General features: G+C 70.1%; 23 protein-coding genes. 7 read left to right on the top strand and 16 right to left on the bottom strand.

Annotation, left to right across the window (positions count from 1 at the left end; genetic code table 11):
- Nucleotides 1-411: 411 nt before the first annotated feature.
- The 3 genes from ACFY2L_RS12970 to ACFY2L_RS12960 all read right to left on the bottom strand — a co-directional run bounded on the left by ACFY2L_RS12970 (nt 412) and on the right by ACFY2L_RS12960 (nt 1,805).
- A complete protein-coding gene (locus ACFY2L_RS12970; protein ID WP_390657001.1) occupies nt 412-705 on the bottom strand; it encodes a 2TM domain-containing protein in 294 nt (97 codons plus the stop codon).
- A 75-nt stretch (nt 706-780) separates the two neighbouring features.
- The gene (locus ACFY2L_RS12965; RefSeq protein WP_390657000.1) at nt 781-1,263 is read right to left on the bottom strand and encodes a lytic transglycosylase domain-containing protein; all 483 of its coding nucleotides are present in this window, start codon (nt 1,261-1,263) and stop codon (nt 781-783) included.
- A gap of 245 nt (nt 1,264-1,508) precedes the next feature.
- Nucleotides 1,509-1,805 (bottom strand): antibiotic biosynthesis monooxygenase family protein, encoded by a 297-nt coding sequence (locus ACFY2L_RS12960; protein ID WP_390822293.1) that lies wholly within the window; start codon nt 1,803-1,805, stop codon nt 1,509-1,511.
- Nucleotides 1,806-2,002: 197 nt separating this feature from the next.
- Between ACFY2L_RS12960 and ACFY2L_RS12955 the strand changes: the two genes are divergently transcribed.
- The gene (locus ACFY2L_RS12955) at nt 2,003-2,176 is read left to right on the top strand and encodes a hypothetical protein (protein ID WP_390656998.1); all 174 of its coding nucleotides are present in this window, start codon (nt 2,003-2,005) and stop codon (nt 2,174-2,176) included.
- Between the two features lie 396 nt (nt 2,177-2,572).
- Here ACFY2L_RS12955 and ACFY2L_RS12950 read toward each other — a convergent pair whose 3' ends face one another.
- Nucleotides 2,573-3,478: an oxygenase MpaB family protein gene (locus ACFY2L_RS12950; RefSeq protein WP_390822292.1), complete on the bottom strand. Its 906-nt coding sequence runs from the start codon at nt 3,476-3,478 to the stop codon at nt 2,573-2,575.
- A 210-nt stretch (nt 3,479-3,688) separates the two neighbouring features.
- Nucleotides 3,689-3,820, bottom strand: a complete 132-nt coding sequence (locus ACFY2L_RS12945) for a hypothetical protein (RefSeq protein ID WP_390656996.1) — start codon at nt 3,818-3,820, stop codon at nt 3,689-3,691.
- A gap of 73 nt (nt 3,821-3,893) precedes the next feature.
- Between ACFY2L_RS12945 and ACFY2L_RS12940 the strand changes: the two genes are divergently transcribed.
- Nucleotides 3,894-4,832, top strand: coding sequence for an SDR family oxidoreductase (locus tag ACFY2L_RS12940; RefSeq protein ID WP_390822291.1), 939 nt, complete (start codon nt 3,894-3,896; stop codon nt 4,830-4,832).
- Between the two features lie 30 nt (nt 4,833-4,862).
- Here the strand turns inward: ACFY2L_RS12940 and ACFY2L_RS12935 are convergent, their stop codons facing one another.
- From ACFY2L_RS12935 to ACFY2L_RS12900, 8 genes are all read right to left on the bottom strand, one after another.
- The gene (locus ACFY2L_RS12935; protein ID WP_390656994.1) at nt 4,863-5,324 is read right to left on the bottom strand and encodes a hypothetical protein; all 462 of its coding nucleotides are present in this window, start codon (nt 5,322-5,324) and stop codon (nt 4,863-4,865) included.
- A 75-nt stretch (nt 5,325-5,399) separates the two neighbouring features.
- On the bottom strand, nt 5,400-6,179 hold the full coding sequence (locus ACFY2L_RS12930; RefSeq protein WP_390656993.1) for an SDR family oxidoreductase: 780 nt from the start codon (nt 6,177-6,179) through the stop codon (nt 5,400-5,402).
- Nucleotides 6,180-6,287: 108 nt separating this feature from the next.
- Nucleotides 6,288-7,127: an SDR family NAD(P)-dependent oxidoreductase gene (locus tag ACFY2L_RS12925; RefSeq protein ID WP_390822290.1), complete on the bottom strand. Its 840-nt coding sequence runs from the start codon at nt 7,125-7,127 to the stop codon at nt 6,288-6,290.
- A 342-nt stretch (nt 7,128-7,469) separates the two neighbouring features.
- A complete protein-coding gene (locus ACFY2L_RS12920; RefSeq protein WP_390656991.1) occupies nt 7,470-7,613 on the bottom strand; it encodes a hypothetical protein in 144 nt (47 codons plus the stop codon).
- A 67-nt stretch (nt 7,614-7,680) separates the two neighbouring features.
- Nucleotides 7,681-8,328, bottom strand: a complete 648-nt coding sequence (locus tag ACFY2L_RS12915) for a tetratricopeptide repeat protein (RefSeq protein WP_390822289.1) — start codon at nt 8,326-8,328, stop codon at nt 7,681-7,683.
- A gap of 359 nt (nt 8,329-8,687) precedes the next feature.
- Nucleotides 8,688-10,322, bottom strand: a complete 1,635-nt coding sequence (locus tag ACFY2L_RS12910; protein WP_390822288.1) for a BTAD domain-containing putative transcriptional regulator — start codon at nt 10,320-10,322, stop codon at nt 8,688-8,690.
- Nucleotides 10,323-10,468: 146 nt separating this feature from the next.
- The gene (locus ACFY2L_RS12905; protein ID WP_390822287.1) at nt 10,469-11,035 is read right to left on the bottom strand and encodes a flavin reductase family protein; all 567 of its coding nucleotides are present in this window, start codon (nt 11,033-11,035) and stop codon (nt 10,469-10,471) included.
- Between the two features lie 211 nt (nt 11,036-11,246).
- Nucleotides 11,247-12,116: a helix-turn-helix transcriptional regulator gene (locus ACFY2L_RS12900; protein ID WP_390822286.1), complete on the bottom strand. Its 870-nt coding sequence runs from the start codon at nt 12,114-12,116 to the stop codon at nt 11,247-11,249.
- A gap of 165 nt (nt 12,117-12,281) precedes the next feature.
- Here ACFY2L_RS12900 and ACFY2L_RS12895 point away from each other — a divergent pair, with 165 nt between their 5' ends.
- The 3 genes from ACFY2L_RS12895 (at nt 12,282) to ACFY2L_RS12885 (ending at nt 15,661) form a co-directional block, all read left to right on the top strand.
- Nucleotides 12,282-13,157, top strand: a complete 876-nt coding sequence (locus ACFY2L_RS12895; protein ID WP_390656986.1) for a helix-turn-helix transcriptional regulator — start codon at nt 12,282-12,284, stop codon at nt 13,155-13,157.
- A gap of 715 nt (nt 13,158-13,872) precedes the next feature.
- Nucleotides 13,873-14,526 carry a hydrolase gene (locus ACFY2L_RS12890; protein WP_390822285.1) on the top strand — a complete coding sequence of 218 codons (654 nt, stop codon included), beginning with the start codon at nt 13,873-13,875 and terminating at the stop codon, nt 14,524-14,526.
- Between the two features lie 151 nt (nt 14,527-14,677).
- Nucleotides 14,678-15,661 (top strand): alpha/beta hydrolase, encoded by a 984-nt coding sequence (locus ACFY2L_RS12885; RefSeq protein WP_390822284.1) that lies wholly within the window; start codon nt 14,678-14,680, stop codon nt 15,659-15,661.
- Nucleotides 15,662-15,724: 63 nt separating this feature from the next.
- Here the strand turns inward: ACFY2L_RS12885 and ACFY2L_RS12880 are convergent, their stop codons facing one another.
- Nucleotides 15,725-16,657 carry an NADP-dependent oxidoreductase gene (locus ACFY2L_RS12880; protein WP_390656983.1) on the bottom strand — a complete coding sequence of 311 codons (933 nt, stop codon included), beginning with the start codon at nt 16,655-16,657 and terminating at the stop codon, nt 15,725-15,727.
- Nucleotides 16,658-17,344: 687 nt separating this feature from the next.
- Between ACFY2L_RS12880 and ACFY2L_RS12875 the strand changes: the two genes are divergently transcribed.
- On the top strand, nt 17,345-17,947 hold the full coding sequence (locus ACFY2L_RS12875) for an FG-GAP repeat domain-containing protein (RefSeq protein ID WP_390822283.1): 603 nt from the start codon (nt 17,345-17,347) through the stop codon (nt 17,945-17,947).
- Nucleotides 17,948-18,090: 143 nt separating this feature from the next.
- Here the strand turns inward: ACFY2L_RS12875 and ACFY2L_RS12870 are convergent, their stop codons facing one another.
- Nucleotides 18,091-18,420, bottom strand: coding sequence for an ArsR/SmtB family transcription factor (locus tag ACFY2L_RS12870; protein WP_390822282.1), 330 nt, complete (start codon nt 18,418-18,420; stop codon nt 18,091-18,093).
- 129 nt (nt 18,421-18,549) lie between these two features.
- Between ACFY2L_RS12870 and ACFY2L_RS12865 the strand changes: the two genes are divergently transcribed.
- Complete coding sequence (locus tag ACFY2L_RS12865) at nt 18,550-18,837, top strand: DUF1330 domain-containing protein (protein ID WP_390656980.1); 288 nt, start codon at nt 18,550-18,552, stop codon at nt 18,835-18,837.
- Nucleotides 18,838-18,915: 78 nt separating this feature from the next.
- On the opposite strand, the gene ACFY2L_RS12860 is transcribed toward ACFY2L_RS12865, so the two are convergent.
- The gene (locus tag ACFY2L_RS12860) at nt 18,916-20,316 is read right to left on the bottom strand and encodes an amidohydrolase family protein (protein ID WP_390656979.1); all 1,401 of its coding nucleotides are present in this window, start codon (nt 20,314-20,316) and stop codon (nt 18,916-18,918) included.
- Nucleotides 20,317-20,330 lie beyond the last annotated feature (14 nt).

Here is a 20,330-nt window from a genome sequence, read left to right as displayed (position 1 = left end):
CTGAAGACGGCTCCTTCGCAGTACCTCCGGTTCAGGTCGAACGTGCCCTCGGCTCCCGACTGGGACACATAGCCGGATTTCGCCAACTGGCGCTTGAACTGTTTCACCTGTCGGCTGACGTCGTCCGCTGGAAGGTGTTTCCCGTGGCCCGGGTCCTGGGCCCCAGGGAGGGAGAACCCATGCGACGCGGCTGGTGCCTCGGTGGCCGTCACGCACGGTGCGGCCAGGAGCGAGGCGGCGAGTACGGCGAGGGGGACGGGACGTCGGCGGAGGGAGAGTCGGACCATGGCACACCGGTATCCGGTCGGCCCCTCGAATCCGCTGCACCACACCGCTGCCGGCAGGTCCGTTCACCCGCCCAGAAGACACCGAACCGGTATCAGGGGACCCGGCCGGCCAAAATCACTGCTTTCAACGCATGCCGCGCAACTCCCGATCGATGTCCTCCTCGGTGATGGGTCTCCGGAAGTAGGCCTGCCACGCGTCGAGCAGGAGGAACACGCCCCATCCGCCGAGGACCCAGCCCGGCCAGAAATACCCGGCTCCGGTCAGTGCCCACACCACGATCAGGAAGGCGTTGATCACTACGTAGGCGACGAAGTCGGCCCGGAGTTTGCGCTTCTTCTCGAGCCGTTTGTGGGCCCATTCCCTCTCTGGCGTCGTCCGGGGCGCACGGGAATCTTCAGGGCCAAGGGGACCCACCATGATCGCCGCCTCCTCGTTCGGGCTGGGATGCCGCGTCTCCTTCCCATGATTCCCCGGATCGGCTGTGTGCGCCGCTCAACCAGCCACGGCGTCGCCCGGCCTGCCGCGGTCCGCCAGCACCTCGGCGGCCCGGCTCCGGTACACGCGGAAGCGGCGCAGGTACGACAGTGCCATGGGGCCCGCCGGGACGCCCCGGGCGAAGGCCCGCATGTTGCGTTCGCCCGCGTTGTAGCCCAGGGCGAGGAGTTCGTCGCGGGTGTAGCGGCGCACGTGCCGCCGGGGAAGCCTCCGGTCGAGGTCCTTGAGATGCAGGGCCGCCGCGTGGATGGCGAAAGCGGGATCGTCGCGAAGATCTTGCCACCGCTCCGAGAGGCCGTGCGTTCGCCGCACCTCCTCGAACGTCGCTCGGTGCATGTTGGCCACTCCGAAGGACGCCTGCGGCTTCCACCACTGCCACAGCCGCTCCAGCAGCGGATGGTGCGGCTTGTAGGCCTCGTTGTGGAGCACGGTCATCACGAGCAGGGCCGATACTCCGGCCTCCCCTGCGCTGCGCACCACGCACGTGGCGTAGTCGGCCGGATCGTAGCCGCCGGGCCGCAACGGTGGCGTCCGGACGCCCGCACGGTCCACCGGTTGCGACCGTTGCTTCGACAGCGCCCTCGACCGCCCGGCCATCACCGCTCACCTCTCCCCTGCCGCCTGCCGTCCCGAGGTGCGCCTGCCCGCGCGGACCCGCCTCAATCCCGCGCTCCGGACCCGCCGATCCGCACTGGTTCCGGGCGCCGCCGGAACGGCAGCGCGAGTCAGCTCAGCGGGGTGAGCGTGAAGTGCCGTACCTGAAGCGGTGCCACGAGGTACTCGTCCTCGCCCGGCAGAACCACGGGCTGGTCACGCCAGCCCTCGCCGGCGTAACCGACCAGGTCCTGCTCGCTGCGCCAGCGACTGACGTACAGCAGCGAGTCCGGCGGCGCGACCAGTACCTCGTGGTCCACCAGCCCCGGGTAACGGCTCGGGAACTCACGAACCGCGGATACGATCATGTCGCGGAACGCCTCGAACCGTTCGGGCCGTACTCGCGCCTCACTCACCCTGATGATCACGGTCTTCAGACTGTCACGCGACCGGACCCGATGCCACCTTCGTGCCGCATGCTCTCGTGCCCTCGGCCGCCGCGGCCGCGGTTCGACCCGCGTACGGGACACGGCGTCGTACCGCGCCGGGGCGACGCGTGGTCGGATCGTGGTTCTGCCTCTGCTCCCAGGGCACTCGGCCAGGGGGACCGGGCGGAGGTACTGATATGAGCGCCGGAGAGAAGGCCAAGGCCAGGGCCGAGCAGCTCGTCGGAAAGACCGTACGAAAGGCGGCTCACGCGCTGCACAAGGAAACCCTCGCCGCGAAGGGCGCCGCCCTAGAATCACGGGGCAGGATGCGCGGCGGGAAGGAGCGCACCAAGGACTCCTTCAAGCGCTGACAAGGCCGTGCGCCCACTCGCCGTGGCCGTGTGGCGCCAAGCCCTTCACCGGGCGGGGCACGTCCGGTCGGCGGGTCGGGCGGGTTCCGCCCCGGGGAGACAGCTGCCGCTGAGCGGCTGCTGCCGGGGCCCGTCTCCCCGGGCGGCCCGAGGCCGGTTTCGGTGTCGACCAGGTCGCTCGTGGTGTCGAACACGGCCTGGAACGCACTCGCCGGCTGCGCCGAGTCCCGCTCGACCCGCGGCAGCGTCTTCTTCGTCTCCTCCTCGGCCATCTCGCGCTCGGCTGGCCAGCGGCTTTCGTCGCGATCAGCACCTCCAGGAGGTCCAGCGCGTCGTCCACGGTCCGGGTCGTCAGGGGGAACGCACGCCTGGGCGGTGCGATCCGCGGAGTCGGGCTCAGGCACGGGCGGCGCGGCGGGCCTCGCGCGCCACGGGCAGGAAGCGCAGGCGCTCCGGCAGGAGCGGGACGACGGTGCGTACGACGGCGCCCAGGCGGCGCATTCTGCGCTCGTCCCGCGCCGTCCACGTCAGCCCCAGGCGGTCGCGGGCGACGGGCGGCAGCAGGCCGGTCGTGACGAAGACGTGCAGGCGGGCGAGGGGTGGACGGACCAGCGGCCAGAGCAGGCGGACGAGTGCGCCCGAGCCGTCGGGCGGGGGCACCGATCGCCGCGGGTCGAGCAGTTCACGCAGGACCACGGTGTTCTCCAGCTCCTCCCGGACCATCCGATCGAAGTAGGGCCAGTACTCCTCCGGCGTGGCCGGCATGTCCCGCCGTCTGATGCCGAGAATGTCGCCGAGCCGGAGCAGTTCGTCGTACAGGCGGCGTTCCTCCCCGTCGTCGAAGGGACGGGACAGATAGCGGGCGGACGTCAGGAAGACGGGGTAGGCGGTGGCGTGCACCCAGGCGTAGTTGGCCGGGGCGAGCGCGTGATAGGTGCGGCCGTGAGAATCGGTGCCGCTGATGCTCCTGTGCGCCGTGCGCAGCCTCCGGCCCTCCTCGACCGCCCGTTGACCGCCGTAGATCCACAGCTGGAGGGACTCCAGGGAGCGGTGTGCCCGGCCCCAGGGGTCGGTCCGGAAGACGGAGTGTTCGTCGACTCCGGCTCCGACCGCAGGATGGGCGACCTGGAGCACGAAGGCGGCGGGGAGGGAGAGCAGCAGCCGTACGTCACCGGCGCGGTCCCAGAGCAGGGTTCCCGGGCCGAACGGGGCCGGTTCGGGGCGGGTGTTCTCTCGTGCGGGCCGGGCGGCCCCGGTGCGCTGGTCAGGAGCTCCGGTGCGGTGGTCGGGAGAGGTGTTCATGTCACCACGCTCCCAGGGATGGGCTGGGTCGGCGTCGAGATCGGCGGGTCCGGCGCCCTCGAAGGACACACCACTCAGCCTGCCTCGATCCCGAGCGCGAGGCGAGCCACGCCGAGGCGGCACACGCGTCGGTCGATCTTCGCGGTCCGCTCGTCGCGTGACCGGCCGATCCCCTCGCCCGGCGGCGGGAGGGTCGGCGCGGTGCGGGCGTCACAGGGCGATGGCGTCGACGACGTCGCCCAGGTCGACGGACTTCAAGCCGGTCGCCGTGCGGACACCGCCCTCGCCGTCGGGGACCTCCGGGGGGCGTGCCCGTCGTGGACGCCGTGACGATACGGACAAAGCGTACATTTTCGGGTAGAGAGACAAGGGGTGGGTCCGGCAGCGGCAGCGAGGAATGAGGAACGAGGACGACATGCGTGACATCGACGGCACCGACGGGCACCGGCCCTCCCCCGGCACACCGCTGAGCGGGCGGGTGGCGGTCGTGACCGGCGCCGCCCGCGGTGTCGGTGCGGCCCTGGCACAGCGCCTGTCCGAAGCCGGGATGCTCGTCGCCCTGGTCGGGCGTGAGGAGCAGACCCTCCGCCGGGCGGCCGCCTCCCTGCCGAACAGGAGCGTCTGCCTCGAAGCCGATGTCACCGACAACGCCGCGCTGGAGGTCGCCGCCCATCGCGTGGAGGATGCGCTGGGTCCGGCGAGCGTGGTGGTGGCCAATGCCGGCATCGCCGCCAGCGGCCCCTTCAACCGCACCGCGGCCGACCTGTGGCGGCGAGTCGTCGACGTCAACCTCGTCGGATCCGCCAACACAGCCAGGGCCTTCCTCCGCCAGCTGGAAACGACCCGAGGCCACTTCCTTCAGATCGCGTCCACGGCCGCCTTCGGCTCCGCACCCATGATGAGCGCCTACTGCGCCTCCAAGGCCGGTGCGGAATCCTTCGCTCTCGCCCTGCGCGGCGAGGTCGAACCGGACGGCATCACCGTCGGCATCGCCTATCTGCACTGGACCGGCACCGACATGGTCGCCGACATCGACGATCACCCCGTCCTGCGAGCGCTGCGACGCAACCAGCCCTGGTTCGCACGGCAAGTCCACCCGCCCGCGCGGGTCGCCGACTGGCTCACCGCCGGCATCATCCGTCGCGCCCCCTACGTCTACGCACCACCGTGGCTGCGCTGGTGCCAGCCCCTGCGGCCGCTGTTCCCGGCGATCGTCGGCCGGATCGCCCGGCACGAGATGCGCGCTCATCCCTCCGGCGAACTGGCGGCCGAGGTCACGGTTCTGGGCGCCGGAGGCCGCGCCGACTGGGAGTCCCACGTGTCCGCCACCCGCCGGAGGGACCAAATGCCCTGAAGGGTTACCGACTTGAGGGGGTGGACACGCCTACGGTTCAGCCTCGAGATCATCGCGCATGGCGGCTCGTAACGCGTCGAGTGCGGTGTCGTACCGGACGCGGTGTTCCGCGTAGTCGCCGCCTTCGAGGAGGAGCCCGTCGGCAACAGCGTTCCGGAGGTCACGGAGTGTGCGGTACAGATCTTCCGACGGCTCAACCACCTCCCGGGCTGCGGAGATCGTCATCTGGTGCCGGAACCCGGAGCACGGATCAAAGGCGTCCCACGCGGCCTTTCTGCGCTCCGCACGGGACGCCTCCGCGTCCCTGGAGAGGCGACTGAACGTGAGCCTGGCCTGGGACAGGGCCGCCAGGTAGTTGCCGTACAGGACGCGGCGCGCCTCGGTCCGCTGGTCGATCCGGTCGCGTTTCCACCGGCGGCGGTCGAGGTAGCCGGCGGACATCGTGGCGATCACACCGCCGACCATGGTGCTCGCGAGGGTCATCCACTCCACCGTCGAAAGAATAGGAGGAGTGCCGCACGACGAGTAGCCCGCAGTGGCCGGGTGGGCAACGGGGTTGTCGGCGGGTCAGATGGTTTGCGCGGTGGGGAGGATGGTGATCTCGGTGAGGTTGACGTGGCGCGGGACGGCGGCCATGAAGGCGACGGTTTCGGCGATGTCGGCGCTCTGCAGGACGTCGATGTCGTGGATGAGGTCGGCCATGAGCCGGGAGGCGTCGGGGTCGGTGACGTGGTCGGGGAGTTCGGTGTCGACCATGCCGGGTTCGATGGTGGCGACGCGGACCATCTTGCGGCCCAGTTCGACGCGCAGGAGGCGGGTCAGGTGGCTGATGTAGGCCTTGGTGCCGGAGTAGACGGAGAACTTCTCCAGGATGCGGGTGGCGGCGATGGAGGAGGTGTTGATGAGGTCGGCCGGCTTGCCCTGGGCGGCGGAGTCGGTCAGGTGGGGGAGGAACGCGGCGATGACGTTCATCAGGCCGGTGATGTTGAGGTCGATCTGGCGCTGCCAGTCGTCGACCTTGAGTTCCTCGATGCCGGAGATGAGCTGGACGCCGGCGTTGTTGAAGACGAGGTCGGCCTTGCCGAACCGGTCGGCGACCAGGTCGGCGGCGGCCTGGACGGCGGCGCGGTCGGTGACGTCGACGGCGAGGGCGTAACCGGTGCCGCCGGCTGTCTCGATGTTCTTGACGACCTGGTCGAGCCTGTCCTGACGGCGGGCCAGGACCACCACGGTCGCACCGAGTTCGGCCAGGCGTTCGGCGGTCGCGGCGCCCATACCGCTGGACGCACCCGAGACGACGGCGACGCGACCGGACAGCTGGGTGCCGGAGAGCACAACAGCAGACATGATCGATTTCCTCTTCACATGGAGTTGAGGGGGTGACAGTTGGGGGGGAGGAACCGGGGCCGGACGGCTCCATGGAGAATCCGGCCCCTGGTGAGGGGACCGCGCGCGTCAGGCGGCGTCGTCGTGGGCGGTGGCGGCGGACTTCTCGCGCCAGTCGGTGAGGTCGTCGTGGACCTGCTGGTACTTGACTTCGAGGCGTTCGAGGGTGTCGCGGCCGAGGTAGAGGTGGGTGGGGAGCTTGTCGGTGGCGGTGACTTCCACGATGAGGGCGGCGCCCTTGACGGGGTCGCCGAGCTGGGCGTGGTTGGCCTGGTCGATCCAGTCCAGGGTCATGTGTGCGGGGGTGTCGTCGTAGTCGGGGATGCGGTGCGCGGCGACGGAGAGGGAGGTGGGGTCGAGGAAGTCGGTGCGGAAGACTCCGGGTTCGACGACCATCGACTGGATGCCGAACGGGGCCATCTCGGCGCCGAGTGCTTCGCTGATGCCGGCGACGGCGAACTTGGAGGCGCAGTAGAGGCTGACGCCGGGCTCGCCCTCGAAGCCGGAGCGTGATCCGATGTGGACGAGCTTGCCGGAGCCCTGCGCGCGCATGACGGGCAGGACGGCGCGGGTGACGTTGATCAGGCCGAAGACGTTGAGGTCGAACAGGGAGCGGGCCTCGGTGTCGGTGATCTCCTCCAGGGCGCCGAGCAGTCCGCGGCCTGCGTTGTTGACCAGGACGTCGATCCCGCCGAACCGCTCCACGGCCGCCTGCACGGCGGCGGGGATGCTGTCGGTGTCGGTCACGTCCAGGGCGAGCGGGAAGCACGTCTTGGACGCCTTGAGGTCGCCGGGGAGGCGGTCGGGGTTGCGCACGGCGACCACGACGTTGTCGCCCTCCCGCAGCGCGGCCCGTGCGATCTCCGCACCGAGCCCCCGCGACGCACCGGTCACGAACCACGTAGCCATGAATCGTCCTCTTCCGAATTCCCCCGCTTCCCTCACGGGGAGCGGGATGCTTTTTCCTTACGCATTCGAGTCTGCTCGCCGGCGGAATCCTTATGAAGGCCGGGACTTTCCTGGGAGTCCCACTCCTAGGAATAGCTGTGGCCTCTGTTTTCGGGCAGGGCATCCCGGGTGATGAACGGGTTTGCATGAGGCGTGCGTTGAATGCACCGGGGCCGCAGCCGGCAGCGGGACGACATTGGGGCCCGGATCGTCACCCATATCCTCCGCAGACGCCCCGCCAGTCGCCGTCTCCGGCAGGTGGACCCACCGCGATCCGGTCTCGAACTGAACTGGCACCGCTCGTCAGACCGTCGGCCCCATGCGGAGCCGCCGCACGTCCCGCACGAGCGCGTACAAGGCGCCGAGGAAGACCACGACTCCACCCACGATCCAGCGGACCGATGCACCGGAGCGGAACTCACGAACGGCCAGGACGAGCAACAGCATGCCGGGCGCAGGCCGTGCTGGTAGCAGCAGTCAACGAGTGGCCGCTACCGGCACTGGTCCGCAGTGCCTAGGGTCGGACGAGCGTGCGGGCCTGGGCGATCCACTCCAACACCGTCTGGGCACCGCATCCTTCGGCGACGGACTCCGCTTCGTCGAGGTGGTCGAGCGCCGCCGACCGGTCGCCGGTCTCGGCCGAGAGGTAGGCCAGCGCCACCAGGCCGGCCGCTTCCCCGGGCCTGAAACCTGTCTCCCGGCGGAGCGTCACCGATTCGGTCAATCGCTCGCGGGCCAGATCGAACCGGCCTGCGTCCTTGTCGGCAAAGCCGAGATGGCGTGTCGCGTAGGACATCGTCATCCGGTCGTCGACGGATTTCGCCAGCGCGTACGACCGCTCGAAGTACGGCCTGCCGGTGGCGCCGTCGCCCTTCACCACCTGATGCCAGCAGCCGACCCAGAACAACGCGTCGGCCTCGCCCGACGCGTCCCCCAGACGCTGGTACAACTCGGCCGCGCGCTCGAAGAGCACCAGTTCCTGGTCGTTCTCTTCGCGGTCGTTCAGGAAGCGGACGTGCAAGACCTTTCCCCGTGCCAGGGAGAGCGGCGCCTCGATCGCGTCCAGCGCGTCGTCGGACCGATCGAGCGCGGACGTATCGCCGCCGAACATCGCCGCCTCGAACAACTCTCCCGCACGGTCGATCCAGTCCTGCCCTGGCATACCCTGCCCCTCCCCGTCGGACGATTCGCCTGCTGAGGCTATCCCCGTCCTCCCGCCGGGACTTGGCGATTTCCGAGGGCGGCCCGATGTCCCCGGTCTTGGGAGTGCCCGGCGGGGGGCGAGTCCGGGTGTCCGCGACTCGCCCCGCAGGCGCTGGCTCAGCCCCGTCGTGCGGGTCCCTGTGGGGCAGCCGTGAGAGCCGTCGGGCCACTCGCCGCGCGTCGTTCGTGAATTCTCGAGGCGCCGCAGCTCGTCGACCGCGCTGACAGTGCAGCCGTGCCCGGTCGTGGCGGTCCAGCGCGGCCAAGGCGTCGCCGAAGGCGGACAGGGAAAGGGCCGCGAGGTGATCGTGGTGCACCTCATGGCTCAGTGCCAGGGCCCGCTCGGCGTGGCAGAGGGCCGCGGCGGCTTCTCCGGTGCGCGGGTACGCCTCCGACAGCCGCATGCGCGTGCCGCCCCGCAGGAATTCCCGACAGCCGGTGCCGTTCGTCGGCGAGCCGTTCGGCCAGTCGGGCCAGGCTCCACTCGGGGCGCGCCGCCAGCCGCGAGCCGATGACGCGGATGGCGAGGGGCAGGCCCCCGCAACTGGCCAGCACCTGGCGTGCGATCTGCGGTTCAGCTGCCACGCGTGCGCTGCCCACCAGCCGGGTGAACAGGTCCAGCGCTTCGTCGTCGGGCAGGGCACGGAGGGTGACGCGCAGGCTGACAGGGAGCGGCGCCAGGCTGTTGCGGCTGGTGACGACCACGGCACAGGTGGGCGAACCCGGCAGCAGCGGCAGGATCTGTTCCATGTCGGCCGCGTCGTCCAGGACGATCAGCACGCGTCGCTGCGCCAGAACCGTCCGGTACAGTGCCGCGCGTTCGTCGAGTTCGTCCGGGATGACGGAGTCCGCCAGGCCGAGGGCGCGCAGGAATGCCGACAGCACGGATCCGGGATCCGCCGGTGTGCCGCCGGCGCCGCGCAGGTCGGTGTGCAGCTGCCCGTCGGGGTAGGCGGCCAGGACCGACTGCACGCTGTGCATCACCAGGGCCGTCTTTCCCACTCCGCCCATACCGGTGACCAGCACGATGGGCATGGCGTGGGCGGGATGCCGCAGCAGGGCGTCGTGGACGCGCTCAGTCTGCGGGACGCGACCGGTGAAATCGGCTGCTGCGTGCGGGAGTTGACGCGGGATCGGCGTCCGGCGCCGCGCGGCTTCGGGGTTCGGCGGTGCGGGGGCGGGACGGTCGGCCCGGAGGATCCGGGCGTGCAGCGCCCGCAGGTCGGGGCCGGGGGCGATGCCGAGTTCCTCGTCCAGGATTCGGTGGACCCTGCGGTAGACGGCCAGAGCGTCCGCCTGGCGTCCCGCACGGTACAGGGCGTGCATGAGCACTTGGTGCAGACCTTCGCGCAGCGGATGGTGTTCGACGAGTGCGGAAGCACCGGTGATCGCCTCGGCGTAGTGGCCCGCGTCCACTTGGAGGTGCAGGCGTTCCTCCAGGACGTCGAGGTGCTGAGCCTGGATGCGGGAGCGTTCGCGGTCCGCCAGCGGACCCGGCACCGAGGCCAGCGGATCACCCTGCCACAGCGCGAGAGCCCTGCCGTAGGCGAGCAGGGCCGCCGTGTGGTCACCGTCCGCCCGCCGGGCTCTGGCTTCCCCGACGTGCCGCTGGAACGCCTGCCAGTCCACGCAGTCGTCGTCGGCGTCCAGCAGGTAGCCGCCGGCCACCGACCGCAGGATCCGCCAGGGCTGTGACCGCGGATGACCTGGTTCCAGCGCGTTCCTCAGCCGCCACACGTAGGTCCGCACCACCGAGGCGGGTGAGTTCGGCGGACGCTCCCACACCGCTTCGACAAGGTCGTTCACGGTCAGGGGCCGGCCCTGAGCGAGCAGCAACGCGGCTGCCACCGCCCGCTGTTGCGGCGAGCCGAGGTCGATCTCGTGGTCGCCCTGGTGCGCGCGGACCTGCCCCAGCAGCGAGAAGCAGATGCGCGGCTTCCCTTCGTCCTTCATCCTGCACCTCGCTGTCCTGTGCAGTTGCTCGTCATGACGGCCGCTGCGAGGAAGAACGCGTCGCCACTCACCCTCCAAAGGTTGTCACGTCAACAATACCCTGCTGTGGGTTTTGCTGACACGTCAACAGCAAGCTTCCCCGCGGCCTAGACCAGGTACTGCCACTTGGTCATGTGCGCCTTGAGGTCGACGACCGGGCCGTCCAGCGTGAAGGTCCCGTCGCCGCGGTGGTGGAACAGCCGGGGAGCCTCCTGTGAGGGGTCGGTCCAGGCGCGGACCGCCTCCAGAAGGAAGAGGGAGTGGGAGTCCGCCAGACGGGTGTCGGCGACCCGGCACTCGATGTTCGCCCAGCACTCGGCGATGAGGGGTGCCCGGACCGCCTCACCGGCCACGGCCGTGAGGCCGAACTTCCCGAACTTGTCGACATCGGCACCTGAGCAGTTCCCGATGTCCACCACCGTGGCGGCCATGTCGGCCGTGGGGATCGAGATCACGCACTCACCGGTCTCGACCAGCGCCGTGTAGCTGTGGTCCCACGGACCGATGGTGCAGGCGATCAACGGCGGCGCGTGGCGCACCATCATGTTGAAGCCGTTGGTCATGACGTTGGGTGTCCCCTGCCACTCCGTGCTGACCAGGATGACCGGGCCGGGTTCGATCAGCCGGTGCACCTGATCCAGGGGGTGGACCCGCAGGTCGTTCACAGTGATCATGTCCGCTCCTTCGCGTCGCGCGACGCACCCGCCGACCGAGAGGGCGGTGCGCCCGTGTCTCGATGGTCGGGTGAGCCGGAAGCGGCAGGAAGGCCGGGACATACCTGGGTGCGCCACTACCAGGCTGCGTCTCCGCTCCCCGGGAGGCCGCCGCGTCGTGGCACGCGCGGGGAACGGACCGCGCGCGCCACGACCACACGAATCGCGACCGCTATGCGGTGTCGGCGTCCGCCGGCTCGGCAGCGATGTCCTGTTCGTTCTTCGGCGCCGCCACCGTAGCGCGCAGCACCTCGAAGGCGGCCGCCGTCGGACTGGCAGGCTCGGCCTGGTACACGACGAGCTGCTGATGCGGCGCGCCATTGACGGTGAAGGCGGCGAACGCGATGTGCAGGTCACCGGCCTGTGGATGCTTGAGGTGCTTGCCCTCCTGCGACTTGCCCTTCACCTCGTGTCGTTGCCAGAGGTCCGCGAACTGCTCGCTCCGCTCGGAGAGTTCCGCGACGACCTCGGCGATGCGGGCGGAATCCGGGTCGAACCCGTAGGCGGCTCTGATCTCGGCGACGCACGAGTGCGCGGCTCGCTCCCACTCCTGGTAGAAGTCACGGCCGGCGGGATCGACGAACACCATGCGCGCCAGGTTGTCGAACGCCTCGAAGCCGCCGTGCAAGGCTGTGGCCAGCGCGTTGGCGGCGAGGACGTCGAGGGCCGGTCCGACGACGAAGGCGGGGGTGTGCTCCCATCCGTCCATGAGCTGGAGCAGTTGAGCGCTCACCTCGCCGTGGCCGTAGTCACGAGGGCGCTGCGAAGCCGCGAGGCACAACCGGTTGAGGTGGTCGGTCGCCTCCGCATCCAGCTTCAGCGCCTGCGCCACCGCGTCGAGAACCTGCGGGGAGGGACTGCGTTCACGTCCTTGCTCGAGCCTGATGTAGTAGTCGGAGCTCACCCCGGCCAGGAGCGCGACCTCCTCCCTGCGCAACCCCGGAACCCGACGCCGCCCGTGTTCGGGCAGGCCCACGTCCTGCGGCTTCAGCACTTCGCGGCGGGCTCTGAGAAAATCGCCCAAAGGCGTCCCCTTGCTCATGGAATCCAGATTAGACCGAATGCGACTGGTCAAAAGTGTCGACCATGTAATATGGCGAGCGGTTCGACACCCCTTACTTTGTGTGACACCTCATCTTGATCCTGGGAGTGACGCACCCACGGTCGGCACGTTCTTTTGAGGCGGCTTCCCTCTAGCCTCGATGGCATGGACAAGCACAAGCACCCTGACACGGTGGAAGGGCTGGGCCGATTTCTCCGCTCCCGACGGGCACTGCTGAGCCCCGCGGCGGTGGGACTGCCCAGTACCGGACGCCGACGGGTGCCGGGTCTGCGGCGCGACGAGGTGGCGGCCCTGGCCGGGGTCAGCGCCAGCTACTACATGCGGCTCGAACAGGACCGCGAGCTGAATCCTTCCGAGCGTGTCCTCGAAGCGGTGGCGCGGGTACTTCAACTCAGCGACGAGGACAGGCTGCACCTGTTCCGAGTGGCACGACCCACGGCCCGCCGCATGAAGCCCCCCGTGCGGGTCGAGCGCGTCAGCGCGCCGCTGCGGCAGATGATCGAGGGCTGGACCAGAACACCCGCTTTCATCATCGGTCGCGCACAGGACCTCCTGGTGACCAACAGCCTCGCGGCAGCCCTGTACTCGGACTTCACCCACCAGGACAACGTCCTGCGCATGCTTTTCCTCGACCCTGCCGCCAAGGCCTTCTACCGCAATCCCGAGCGCGCCAGGCACCGCGCCGTGGCCGATCTCCAGCGGACGGCGGCGCAGACACCCGACGACCCGCGCATCCTCGAACTCGTCGGCGAACTGGCGGTGCGCAGTGGTGACTTCCGCTCCCTCTGGGCACGGGAGTACTCACGGGTCCCCCCGTACCAGGTCAAGGAAGTGCGTCATTCCGCCGTCGGGCCCATGGAGTTGCGCCACGAAGCGCTCGACATCCGCAGCGCCCCGGGTCAGCAACTCGTCATCCTCCAGGCCGAACCCGGTTCACGGTCGGCCGACGCGCTCGCCCTGCTGGGCTCCATCAGCGCGCCGGCTCTCCCTCCACAGCAGCATCCCGGCGTCGACAGCTGAGGATCTCGCTCCGCGCACCACCGTCCGTCGAACGGCGGTGGTGCGCGGAGCGTTGCGTTTTCCGGCATCGCCCGGTGCACGAGAGGGGGCCGTCGCTTCGGCCGAATCCACTTCCCACGAGTGGGACTCCCAGGAAAGTCCCGGCCTTCCTGGCCCCGTTCGGCATCCAGTCGATAGTCGTCGAACCCGGCGTCGTAGGCGAGACCGACCTGGTGTGTCTCCGTCTCGGATGCCGTGCCCCGCCGCGGTCAGCCAGTCCACGACCGGTGAGCGACGCCCGGACGTGTCGACGACGAGGCCGGTGTCGACTCGTCCACCGTCCGGGAGCACTCCGGTGACCCGCGGCGGACCACTTCGCTGCGGCGTGGTCACCAGCCCGCGCACCGCCGTACCGGTCTCGTAGCGGATGGTCCGCTGTGCCTCCACCGCCGCGCGCAGCGCCGTCTCCAGGACGACGCGCCGCGTGCGTAGCAGGACCAGATCCTCGTCGCCGGGCCGTCGCTCGTAACTTCGGCGGCCCTGCCGAAGCGCCGCATCGGCGACTTGTGCCGAACAAGTCCCGTGGCGCACCTGCCGCGTTGGCGCGCATCCACCTGTCGGCCAGAGGCGCAAAACGCCTACGTACCAGTCGCCGATGCGAGGCGTGAAGTGCCGGTGCGATCTTGAAACGGGCGGTCACACCCGGCCGTCGCCTCGAACGATCTTCGGAGAAGACATGACAGCCAACCACGTCACCTACACCGGCCTCGACGCCCTGCTCACCCCCGAGAAGTCGGTGCTGCTGCTGATCGACCACCAGGGCGCCCAGTTCGCCGGCATGCGCAGCATGGACGCCAACCTGGTCGTCAACAACGTGACGGCGCTGGCCAAGGGCGCCAAGCTGTTCGATGTGCCGACGATCCTCACCACGGTGGTGGAGGACCGGGGCGGTCACATCATCCGCCCGTTGCAGGACGTCTTCCCCGACCAGAAGCCGATCGACCGTACGGCGATCAACACGTGGGAGGACCGGCGTGTCGTGGACGCCGTCGCGGCCACGGGGCGCAAGGACCTCATCATGGCCGGTCTGTGGACGGACATCTGCCTGGCCTGGCCGGCGATCCACGCCCTCGCCGACGGCTACCGCGTCTTCGCGGTGACGGACGCCTCGGGCGCCACCACCACCGAAGCTCACGAGCGCGGCATCGAGCGCATGATCCAGGCCGGGGTCGTCCCGACCTGTTCCGGCACCGTCATCTCCGAGTGGCAGCGTGACTGGGCCCGTGAGGAGACGGTACCCGGCATGACGGAGATCCTCCTGGAGCACGGCGGCAGCTTCGGCACCAGCCTCGCCTGGGAGCTCCAGCTCCTCGGCCAGAACAAGGGCTGAACTTCGGTCCTCCCCCACACGAACCGCCGCGGGTGCCACGGCACCGGCCTCCTCGCCGTGCCACCCGCGCCTAGGCCGTACCGGGCCGCTGCGCGGCGAGGGACCCGCGCCCGCCGCTTCCCTGCCTGCCCGACAGGAGCACCGGAATACGATGACCGACACCTCGCGCCTCGGACCCCCACCCCCCTTCGACCCCGAACTGGTCCCCGTGCTGGGGTCGTTGGCGCGGACCATGCCTCCCGCCGTCCTGCCGGAGATGATCCCGGCGCTGCGCGAGTTCATGAGGGCCGCCGCGCCGACCGACGACGAGCTGCGCCGGGAGGGAGCCATCGACTTCACGGAGCGGCGGGTCCCGGGCCCGGAGGGCGCTCCCGAGATCTCTCTGCTGGTCTGCCGCCCGACCGGTTCGGCCGGGCCGCGGCCCGCGGTCTACTTCACGCACGGCGGCGGCATGATCCTCGGGGACAACCGCACCCTCCTCGGGGAAATGCTCGACTGGGTGCAGCACCTGGGGATCGTGCTCGTCTCGGTCGAGTACCGGCTGGCCCCGGAGCACCCTTTCCCCGCGGGCCTGGAGGACGTCCACGCCGGTCTGCGCTGGACCATGGCCCATGCCGACGAGCTCGGCATCGATCCCGGGCGTCTGGTCGTCTCGGGACCCAGTGCGGGGGGCGGGCTGACCGCGGGTCTGACGCTGCTCGTCCGGGATCTCGAAGGCCCCGCGCCGGTGGGCCAGTTGCTGGTCTGTCCCATGCTCGACGACCGCAACGACACCCCTTCCGCGCACCAGATGGCCGGCGTGGGCGCCTGGGACCGCACCTCGAACGACACGGGGTGGAGCGCGCTGCTGGGACATCGGCGCGGCGGCCCGGACGTCACGGCGTACGCGGCACCCGCACGAGCCGAGAACCTGGCCGGCCTGCCTCCCCTGTTCGTCGACGTCGGTTCCGCGGAGACCTTCCGCGACGAGGTGGTCACCTACGCCTCACGCATCTGGCGGGCCGGGGGCGAGGCGGAACTGCACGTGTGGCCGGGCGGCTTCCACGGCTTCGACGCGCTCGCCCCCGACGCCGAGTTGTCACAGCGGGCGCGCGCGGCGCGGGCGAAGTGGCTCCGGCGGATTCTGCGCCTCTGATCATCCTCCTGGCGAGCTGTACACCGTAACCGACCGATTCAACTCCGGAAGGCGGCTGAGCTGTCAGAAGGTGACGGTCACCTTGCCGCGGACGTGCTTCGCGGCGAAGTCGACCAGGGCGCGGTCGGCTTGCCCGAAGGCGTAGTCGGAGTCGATCTCGACACGCAGTCGGCCGTCGGATGCCTGGGCGGCAAGCTCTTCCAGGCGGCCTTCGGGGGTGCGGGTGCCGGTGTAGACGGCGGTGACGCCCCGCTCGAACGAGGACGGACCACCGAGGGGGGACACGAGCACTCCCCCCTCCCTCGCCGCCGCGGCTGTGGTCGCGAGTGCCGGACCGGCGTGGGCGAGGTCGATGACGACGTCGACTCCGCCGTCGACCAGGGCGTGTGCCCCGCGGGCCATGTCGACTTCGCGGTAGTCGAGGAAGTGGTCGGCGCCGAGGCGGCGCAGGAACTCCTCGTCGTCCGAGCGTCCGGTGGCCAGTACGGTCAGGCCCGCCCGCTTGGCGAGCTGGACGGTGAAGGAGCCGACACCACCGGCGGCACCCACGATCAGGACGCTGCCGCCCGCGCCGACCCGGGCGGCCTCCAGCAGAGCGGCCGCTGTGAGTCCTGCGGTGGTCAGGGCCGCGCCTTGCGCCGGGGTGAGTCCGGCGGGACGCCGGGCCACGGAGGGGGCGTCGGCGATGACGATGTACTCGGCGAGCGCTCCGGCGGTCACGCTGTTCCACGCGATGACGGCGTCGCCGGGCGAGAAGCGGGTGACGCCCTCGCCGACGGACTCGACCACTCCGCTGACGTCCACACCCGGGACGAAGGGATGCCGTACCGGCAGCGCGTCGCGCATGGCACCCGTGACGAGCACCTTGTCGACCGCGTTGAGAGCGGTGGCCTGCAGCCGGACCAGCAGTTGGCCGGGGCCGGGTGCCGGGAGGGGCAGGTCCGCGAACTCGAGGGATTCCAGGGGGCCGTACGACCGGGCGATGAGCGCCTTCATGACCTTGCTCCTGACACGTGGGTGATCAGCCGTGGTTTCTGGCGCCGCGGCCGTTCGATCAGGGTCGGAACACCTCCGACCCATTTGATGACACGTCAACGATAGCGCCGATTGTTGATACGTCAACATCACCGCTCTCAGTCGGCGACGCGGCCGGCGGGTCGGTGGCGCCAGGACTCCAGGCCGTGCCCGCGTGCACCGGCACCCACGGTTCCAAGAGCACGGGCCGCAGGCATCGGCGATCACCGCCTAGGATCGACCGCCGCCGAGACGGCCCGGAGGCGCTCCGAGCAGAGAGGCGGCCGCGGAGCGTCTGCGGATCCGTCCCCCGAACCGCCGCCCGGCGCTGCTTCCGAGGTCTGACAGCATGGAGCGAACCACGCGACGAGTCGTTTCCACGCGTTCTCCAGGACGTCATGTAGGCGATGACCACCGATGCCGCCGAGGACGGCGCCGCCGACCATGGGGCCTGACTCCAGTCGGCGCGCGGCCTCTTCAGACATGCGGCCGGCATCTCACTCCAGGGCGGACAGCACCTCCATGAGCGGCCATCAGCATTCCAGGACACGGATTCGGCAAGTCGCCTACGGCACTTTGCTGGCCACGGGGGTGACGCTGATCGCGGGGTGCGGTGACGAGGGACCGGCCCGCCGTCCGCCCTCTGTCCGGCCCGCTGTCGAGCCCTGCGTGACCACGGCCGGTGCCCTCGTCGCCGACGTGGACGGTGACGGGTTCGTTGATCGTGTCGCCGATCCCTCGCACACAGGGAGGGAGTTGACACTGTCGCGCGGGACGCGTTCCGGCTTTCACGAGCCGGTCGGCCCCAGGGAACTCGTCGATGGCTCAGCAGGGTCCGACGAGCAGGACATTCTGGCCGCCGTGGCGGACTTCGACCAGGACGGATGGTCCGACCTGGTGGTGGTGGCGCTGGGGGAACGGCAGGGCGACGATCCGATCGTCCCGCGCGTGGCAGACCTGGTCTTCGGACCGTTCTCGGATGCCGGGCGGGGGCAGCGGACCCGGCGCCTCGACCTCGGCGAGACACGCGGCATCGCCGTCGCGGACTACGATCACGACCGCCACCCCGATCTGGCGGTTCTCACCCACTCCGGAGACGGGGTCTACGAGATCCAGGCCCGCCTCGGGAACGCGGACACCGGGCTCGCGGACGCGACGCGGCGGACCGATGCCGCCTATACCGTGCCGGCAGGAGTGTCGGACGGCTCCGGCCCGGGCTCCCTGCCGCGTTCCGGCCTGGCCGGTTTCTACCTGGGATGCGAGGCGAACTAGGGGGTGTTTCGAGAGTCCTGTGCGGTGCCCGCGGTGTTCGAGGGTGCGTGCCGGGCGCCGCGGGTGCTGTGCGGGACTTTCGAAACACCCCCTAGCGCAAGGCGCGGCTCGTTTCACGCCGCCGGAGGAAGCCGTGTGACGGTCTAGTCACCGGTCCGCGCGGGCGGGGCGTCACGGACGGCCGCCAGGACGCTGTCGAGCAGGCCGGGGAAGCGGCTGTCGAGGTCTTCCCTGCGCAGGCTGTGCAGGATGATCCGGCCTTCGCGCCGGGCACGCAGGAGACCCGCCTCCCGCAGGACGTGCCAATGACGGCTCGCCGTTGAGGGAGACACGTCAGGCAGCGTGGTGGAGCACGTGAGCTCCTCCCCGTCGGCGAGGCGCTCGATGATCTTGAGCCGGGTGGGATTGGCCATCGCGTCCAGCACTGCCTCTATGCGCAGTTCCGCGCGACTGGGGTGTGTCAACGGCTTCACCCTTCGATTGTACGCACGTTCGCCAACTGTCGAAGGGTTGTGCCGCAGCTCACGCTCCGGGGATTTGGCAGGGACGAGAACCGACGCTTCAATAGTTCACGTAATTACGAACTAACGAAGGATTCAGTGATGAGTGCCTACATGGTCATCAGCGTCACCCCCCGGGACGAGGAGAAGATGCGGGACTACGAGTCCCGGACCCTCGAGGTGGTCTCGCGCTACGGCGGCAAGCCCGTTGCCCGCGACACCGAGTGCTTCGTCCTGGAAGCCGACGAGCGGCCCGCCATCGGAGTGATCCTGGAGTTCCCGGACAAGCAGGCCGTCCTGAACTTCTACCACTCCGAGGAGTACAAGCCCCTCAGGGAGTTCCGGCACACCTTCGCCACCGCCAGTGCGCTGGTGGTCGACTCCGTCTGAGGACGAGGATCAGGCGGCGGACGGCCATCGGACGCGGAGGCGGAGGGCCGTGGCCCTCCGCCTCCGCGCGGGAAAAGCTCAGACGTCGGTGGCGGTGTCGAGGATGTGGTCGCGGGAGGCGGCGACTTCGTCCCGCAGGGCGGCGAGGTCGACGTCCAGGAGACGACCGTCCCACTTGCGGACCTGCCCGGCGACGAACACGGTGTCGACGTTGCGGGCGTCGCTGCCCAGGACCAGCGTGCCGACCGCGTCGTTCAGCGGCATGTTGTTGACGTCCTCGGCCCGGATCACGAGCACGTCGGCCTGCTTGCCCGGGGTGAGCGAACCCGTCACCTCCCCGAGCCCGTTGGTCCGCGCGCCCTGGAGGGTGGCGAAGTCCAGCACGTCGAGGGTGCTGATCCGACGCGGTGCGACGTCGGTGCCATGTGCGGCGTTGACCGCCCGCATCCGCTGGATGGCGTGAAGGGCCCGCATCTGAGTGAACATGTCGCTGGCCAAGGCCACCTCCACGTCGATGCTCAGCCCGGGCCGTACCCCCACCGCCAACGCCTCGTCCACTGCCGGGATCGCCGTCTCCAGACCGATCTGTGCGTCCGAGGTGGGCGCCAGGGCGATCGTCGTGCCGCTCCCACCGATCGCCCGCCAGGCGTCCCGCGTCAGACCGGTGGCGTGGATCAGCGTCAGGTCCGGGCCCAGCAGCCCCTGGCGCTCCCACTCCAGGATGGCCTGCGAGGACGTCTCCCCGAACACCGCGTCCACGCTCACCCCGACACCGAGTTCACGGGCCGCAGCCGCCAGCCGCGGCCCGAACTCCCGCTCGGGACCGGCGATCTCGCCGGTCGCCAGCGCGGCTATGCGGAAGGACAGCAGGCTGTCGCCGAACTCCTGCCGCAGCCGCGCCACGTCCTGCGGCCACTGCTTGTCCCAGTCACCGAAGTGGGGCGCCATCGCCGCGTGCACACCCCGGATGCCCGTGTCGAGCAGCGCCCGCACCGCGGCGTCGGAATGGGCGGCGGTCCGGGAGTTGTGCGAGAAGTCCAGCATGGTGGTGATCCCGCTGTCGATCGCCGTCAGCGCCGCGAGCCGCGTCCCCACGTACATGTCGTGCGGGCGGTACACCGGCGCGTAACCCAGGAGAGTGGTCGTCACGTAGCCGCCCAGGTCGTCCACGTCCGGCATGATCCGGCGCAGTTGCGTCTCCCACGCGTGCCGGTGCGTGTCCACGAACCCCGGGGCCACGATGCAGCCGGCCGCGTCGATCACCACGGCGCCCGCTTCCGCGCCCTGTGCCCGCAGGTCCGTGCCCACCGCGGCGATCACGTCGCCCTCGATCAGCACGTCACCCCTGTCGAGCACACCCACCGCCGGGTCCATCGTCACCACCGTCGCACCGGTCAGCAGCACCCGCCGCCGGCGGTCCCCGGCCGACGCTCGCAACTGGTCCAGCAGAGCCTCACGCACCGCACCCTCGACATACATGACACACAACCCCG

The organism is Streptomyces sp. NPDC001381 (assembly GCF_042895685.1).
Classification (GTDB): domain Bacteria; phylum Actinomycetota; class Actinomycetes; order Streptomycetales; family Streptomycetaceae; genus Streptomyces.
The sequence above is the reverse complement of the archived record's forward strand: the minus strand, read 5'-3'. Positions and strand labels throughout refer to the sequence as shown.

What these genes read in the sequence shown, in the direction of transcription:
- ACFY2L_RS12970 (WP_390657001.1), bottom strand. Translation starts at nt 705, where the DNA reads ATGGTGGGTCCCCTTGGCCCTGAAGATTCCCGTGCGCCCCGGACGACG.
- ACFY2L_RS12930 (WP_390656993.1), bottom strand. Translation starts at nt 6,179, where the DNA reads ATGTCTGCTGTTGTGCTCTCCGGCACCCAGCTGTCCGGTCGCGTCGCC.
- ACFY2L_RS12910 (WP_390822288.1), bottom strand. Translation starts at nt 10,322, where the DNA reads ATGAAGGACGAAGGGAAGCCGCGCATCTGCTTCTCGCTGCTGGGGCAG.
- ACFY2L_RS12890 (WP_390822285.1), top strand. Translation starts at nt 13,873, where the DNA reads ATGACAGCCAACCACGTCACCTACACCGGCCTCGACGCCCTGCTCACC.
- ACFY2L_RS12900 (WP_390822286.1), bottom strand. Translation starts at nt 12,116, where the DNA reads ATGAGCAAGGGGACGCCTTTGGGCGATTTTCTCAGAGCCCGCCGCGAA.
- ACFY2L_RS12860 (WP_390656979.1), bottom strand. Translation starts at nt 20,316, where the DNA reads ATGTATGTCGAGGGTGCGGTGCGTGAGGCTCTGCTGGACCAGTTGCGA.
- ACFY2L_RS12955 (WP_390656998.1), top strand. Translation starts at nt 2,003, where the DNA reads ATGAGCGCCGGAGAGAAGGCCAAGGCCAGGGCCGAGCAGCTCGTCGGA.
- ACFY2L_RS12920 (WP_390656991.1), bottom strand. Translation starts at nt 7,613, where the DNA reads ATGCTGTTGCTCGTCCTGGCCGTTCGTGAGTTCCGCTCCGGTGCATCG.
- ACFY2L_RS12925 (WP_390822290.1), bottom strand. Translation starts at nt 7,127, where the DNA reads ATGGCTACGTGGTTCGTGACCGGTGCGTCGCGGGGGCTCGGTGCGGAG.
- ACFY2L_RS12905 (WP_390822287.1), bottom strand. Translation starts at nt 11,035, where the DNA reads ATGATCACTGTGAACGACCTGCGGGTCCACCCCCTGGATCAGGTGCAC.
- ACFY2L_RS12880 (WP_390656983.1), bottom strand. Translation starts at nt 16,657, where the DNA reads ATGAAGGCGCTCATCGCCCGGTCGTACGGCCCCCTGGAATCCCTCGAG.
- ACFY2L_RS12940 (WP_390822291.1), top strand. Translation starts at nt 3,894, where the DNA reads ATGCGTGACATCGACGGCACCGACGGGCACCGGCCCTCCCCCGGCACA.
- ACFY2L_RS12885 (WP_390822284.1), top strand. Translation starts at nt 14,678, where the DNA reads ATGACCGACACCTCGCGCCTCGGACCCCCACCCCCCTTCGACCCCGAA.
- ACFY2L_RS12865 (WP_390656980.1), top strand. Translation starts at nt 18,550, where the DNA reads ATGAGTGCCTACATGGTCATCAGCGTCACCCCCCGGGACGAGGAGAAG.
- ACFY2L_RS12895 (WP_390656986.1), top strand. Translation starts at nt 12,282, where the DNA reads ATGGACAAGCACAAGCACCCTGACACGGTGGAAGGGCTGGGCCGATTT.
- ACFY2L_RS12950 (WP_390822292.1), bottom strand. Translation starts at nt 3,478, where the DNA reads ATGAACACCTCTCCCGACCACCGCACCGGAGCTCCTGACCAGCGCACC.
- ACFY2L_RS12915 (WP_390822289.1), bottom strand. Translation starts at nt 8,328, where the DNA reads ATGCCAGGGCAGGACTGGATCGACCGTGCGGGAGAGTTGTTCGAGGCG.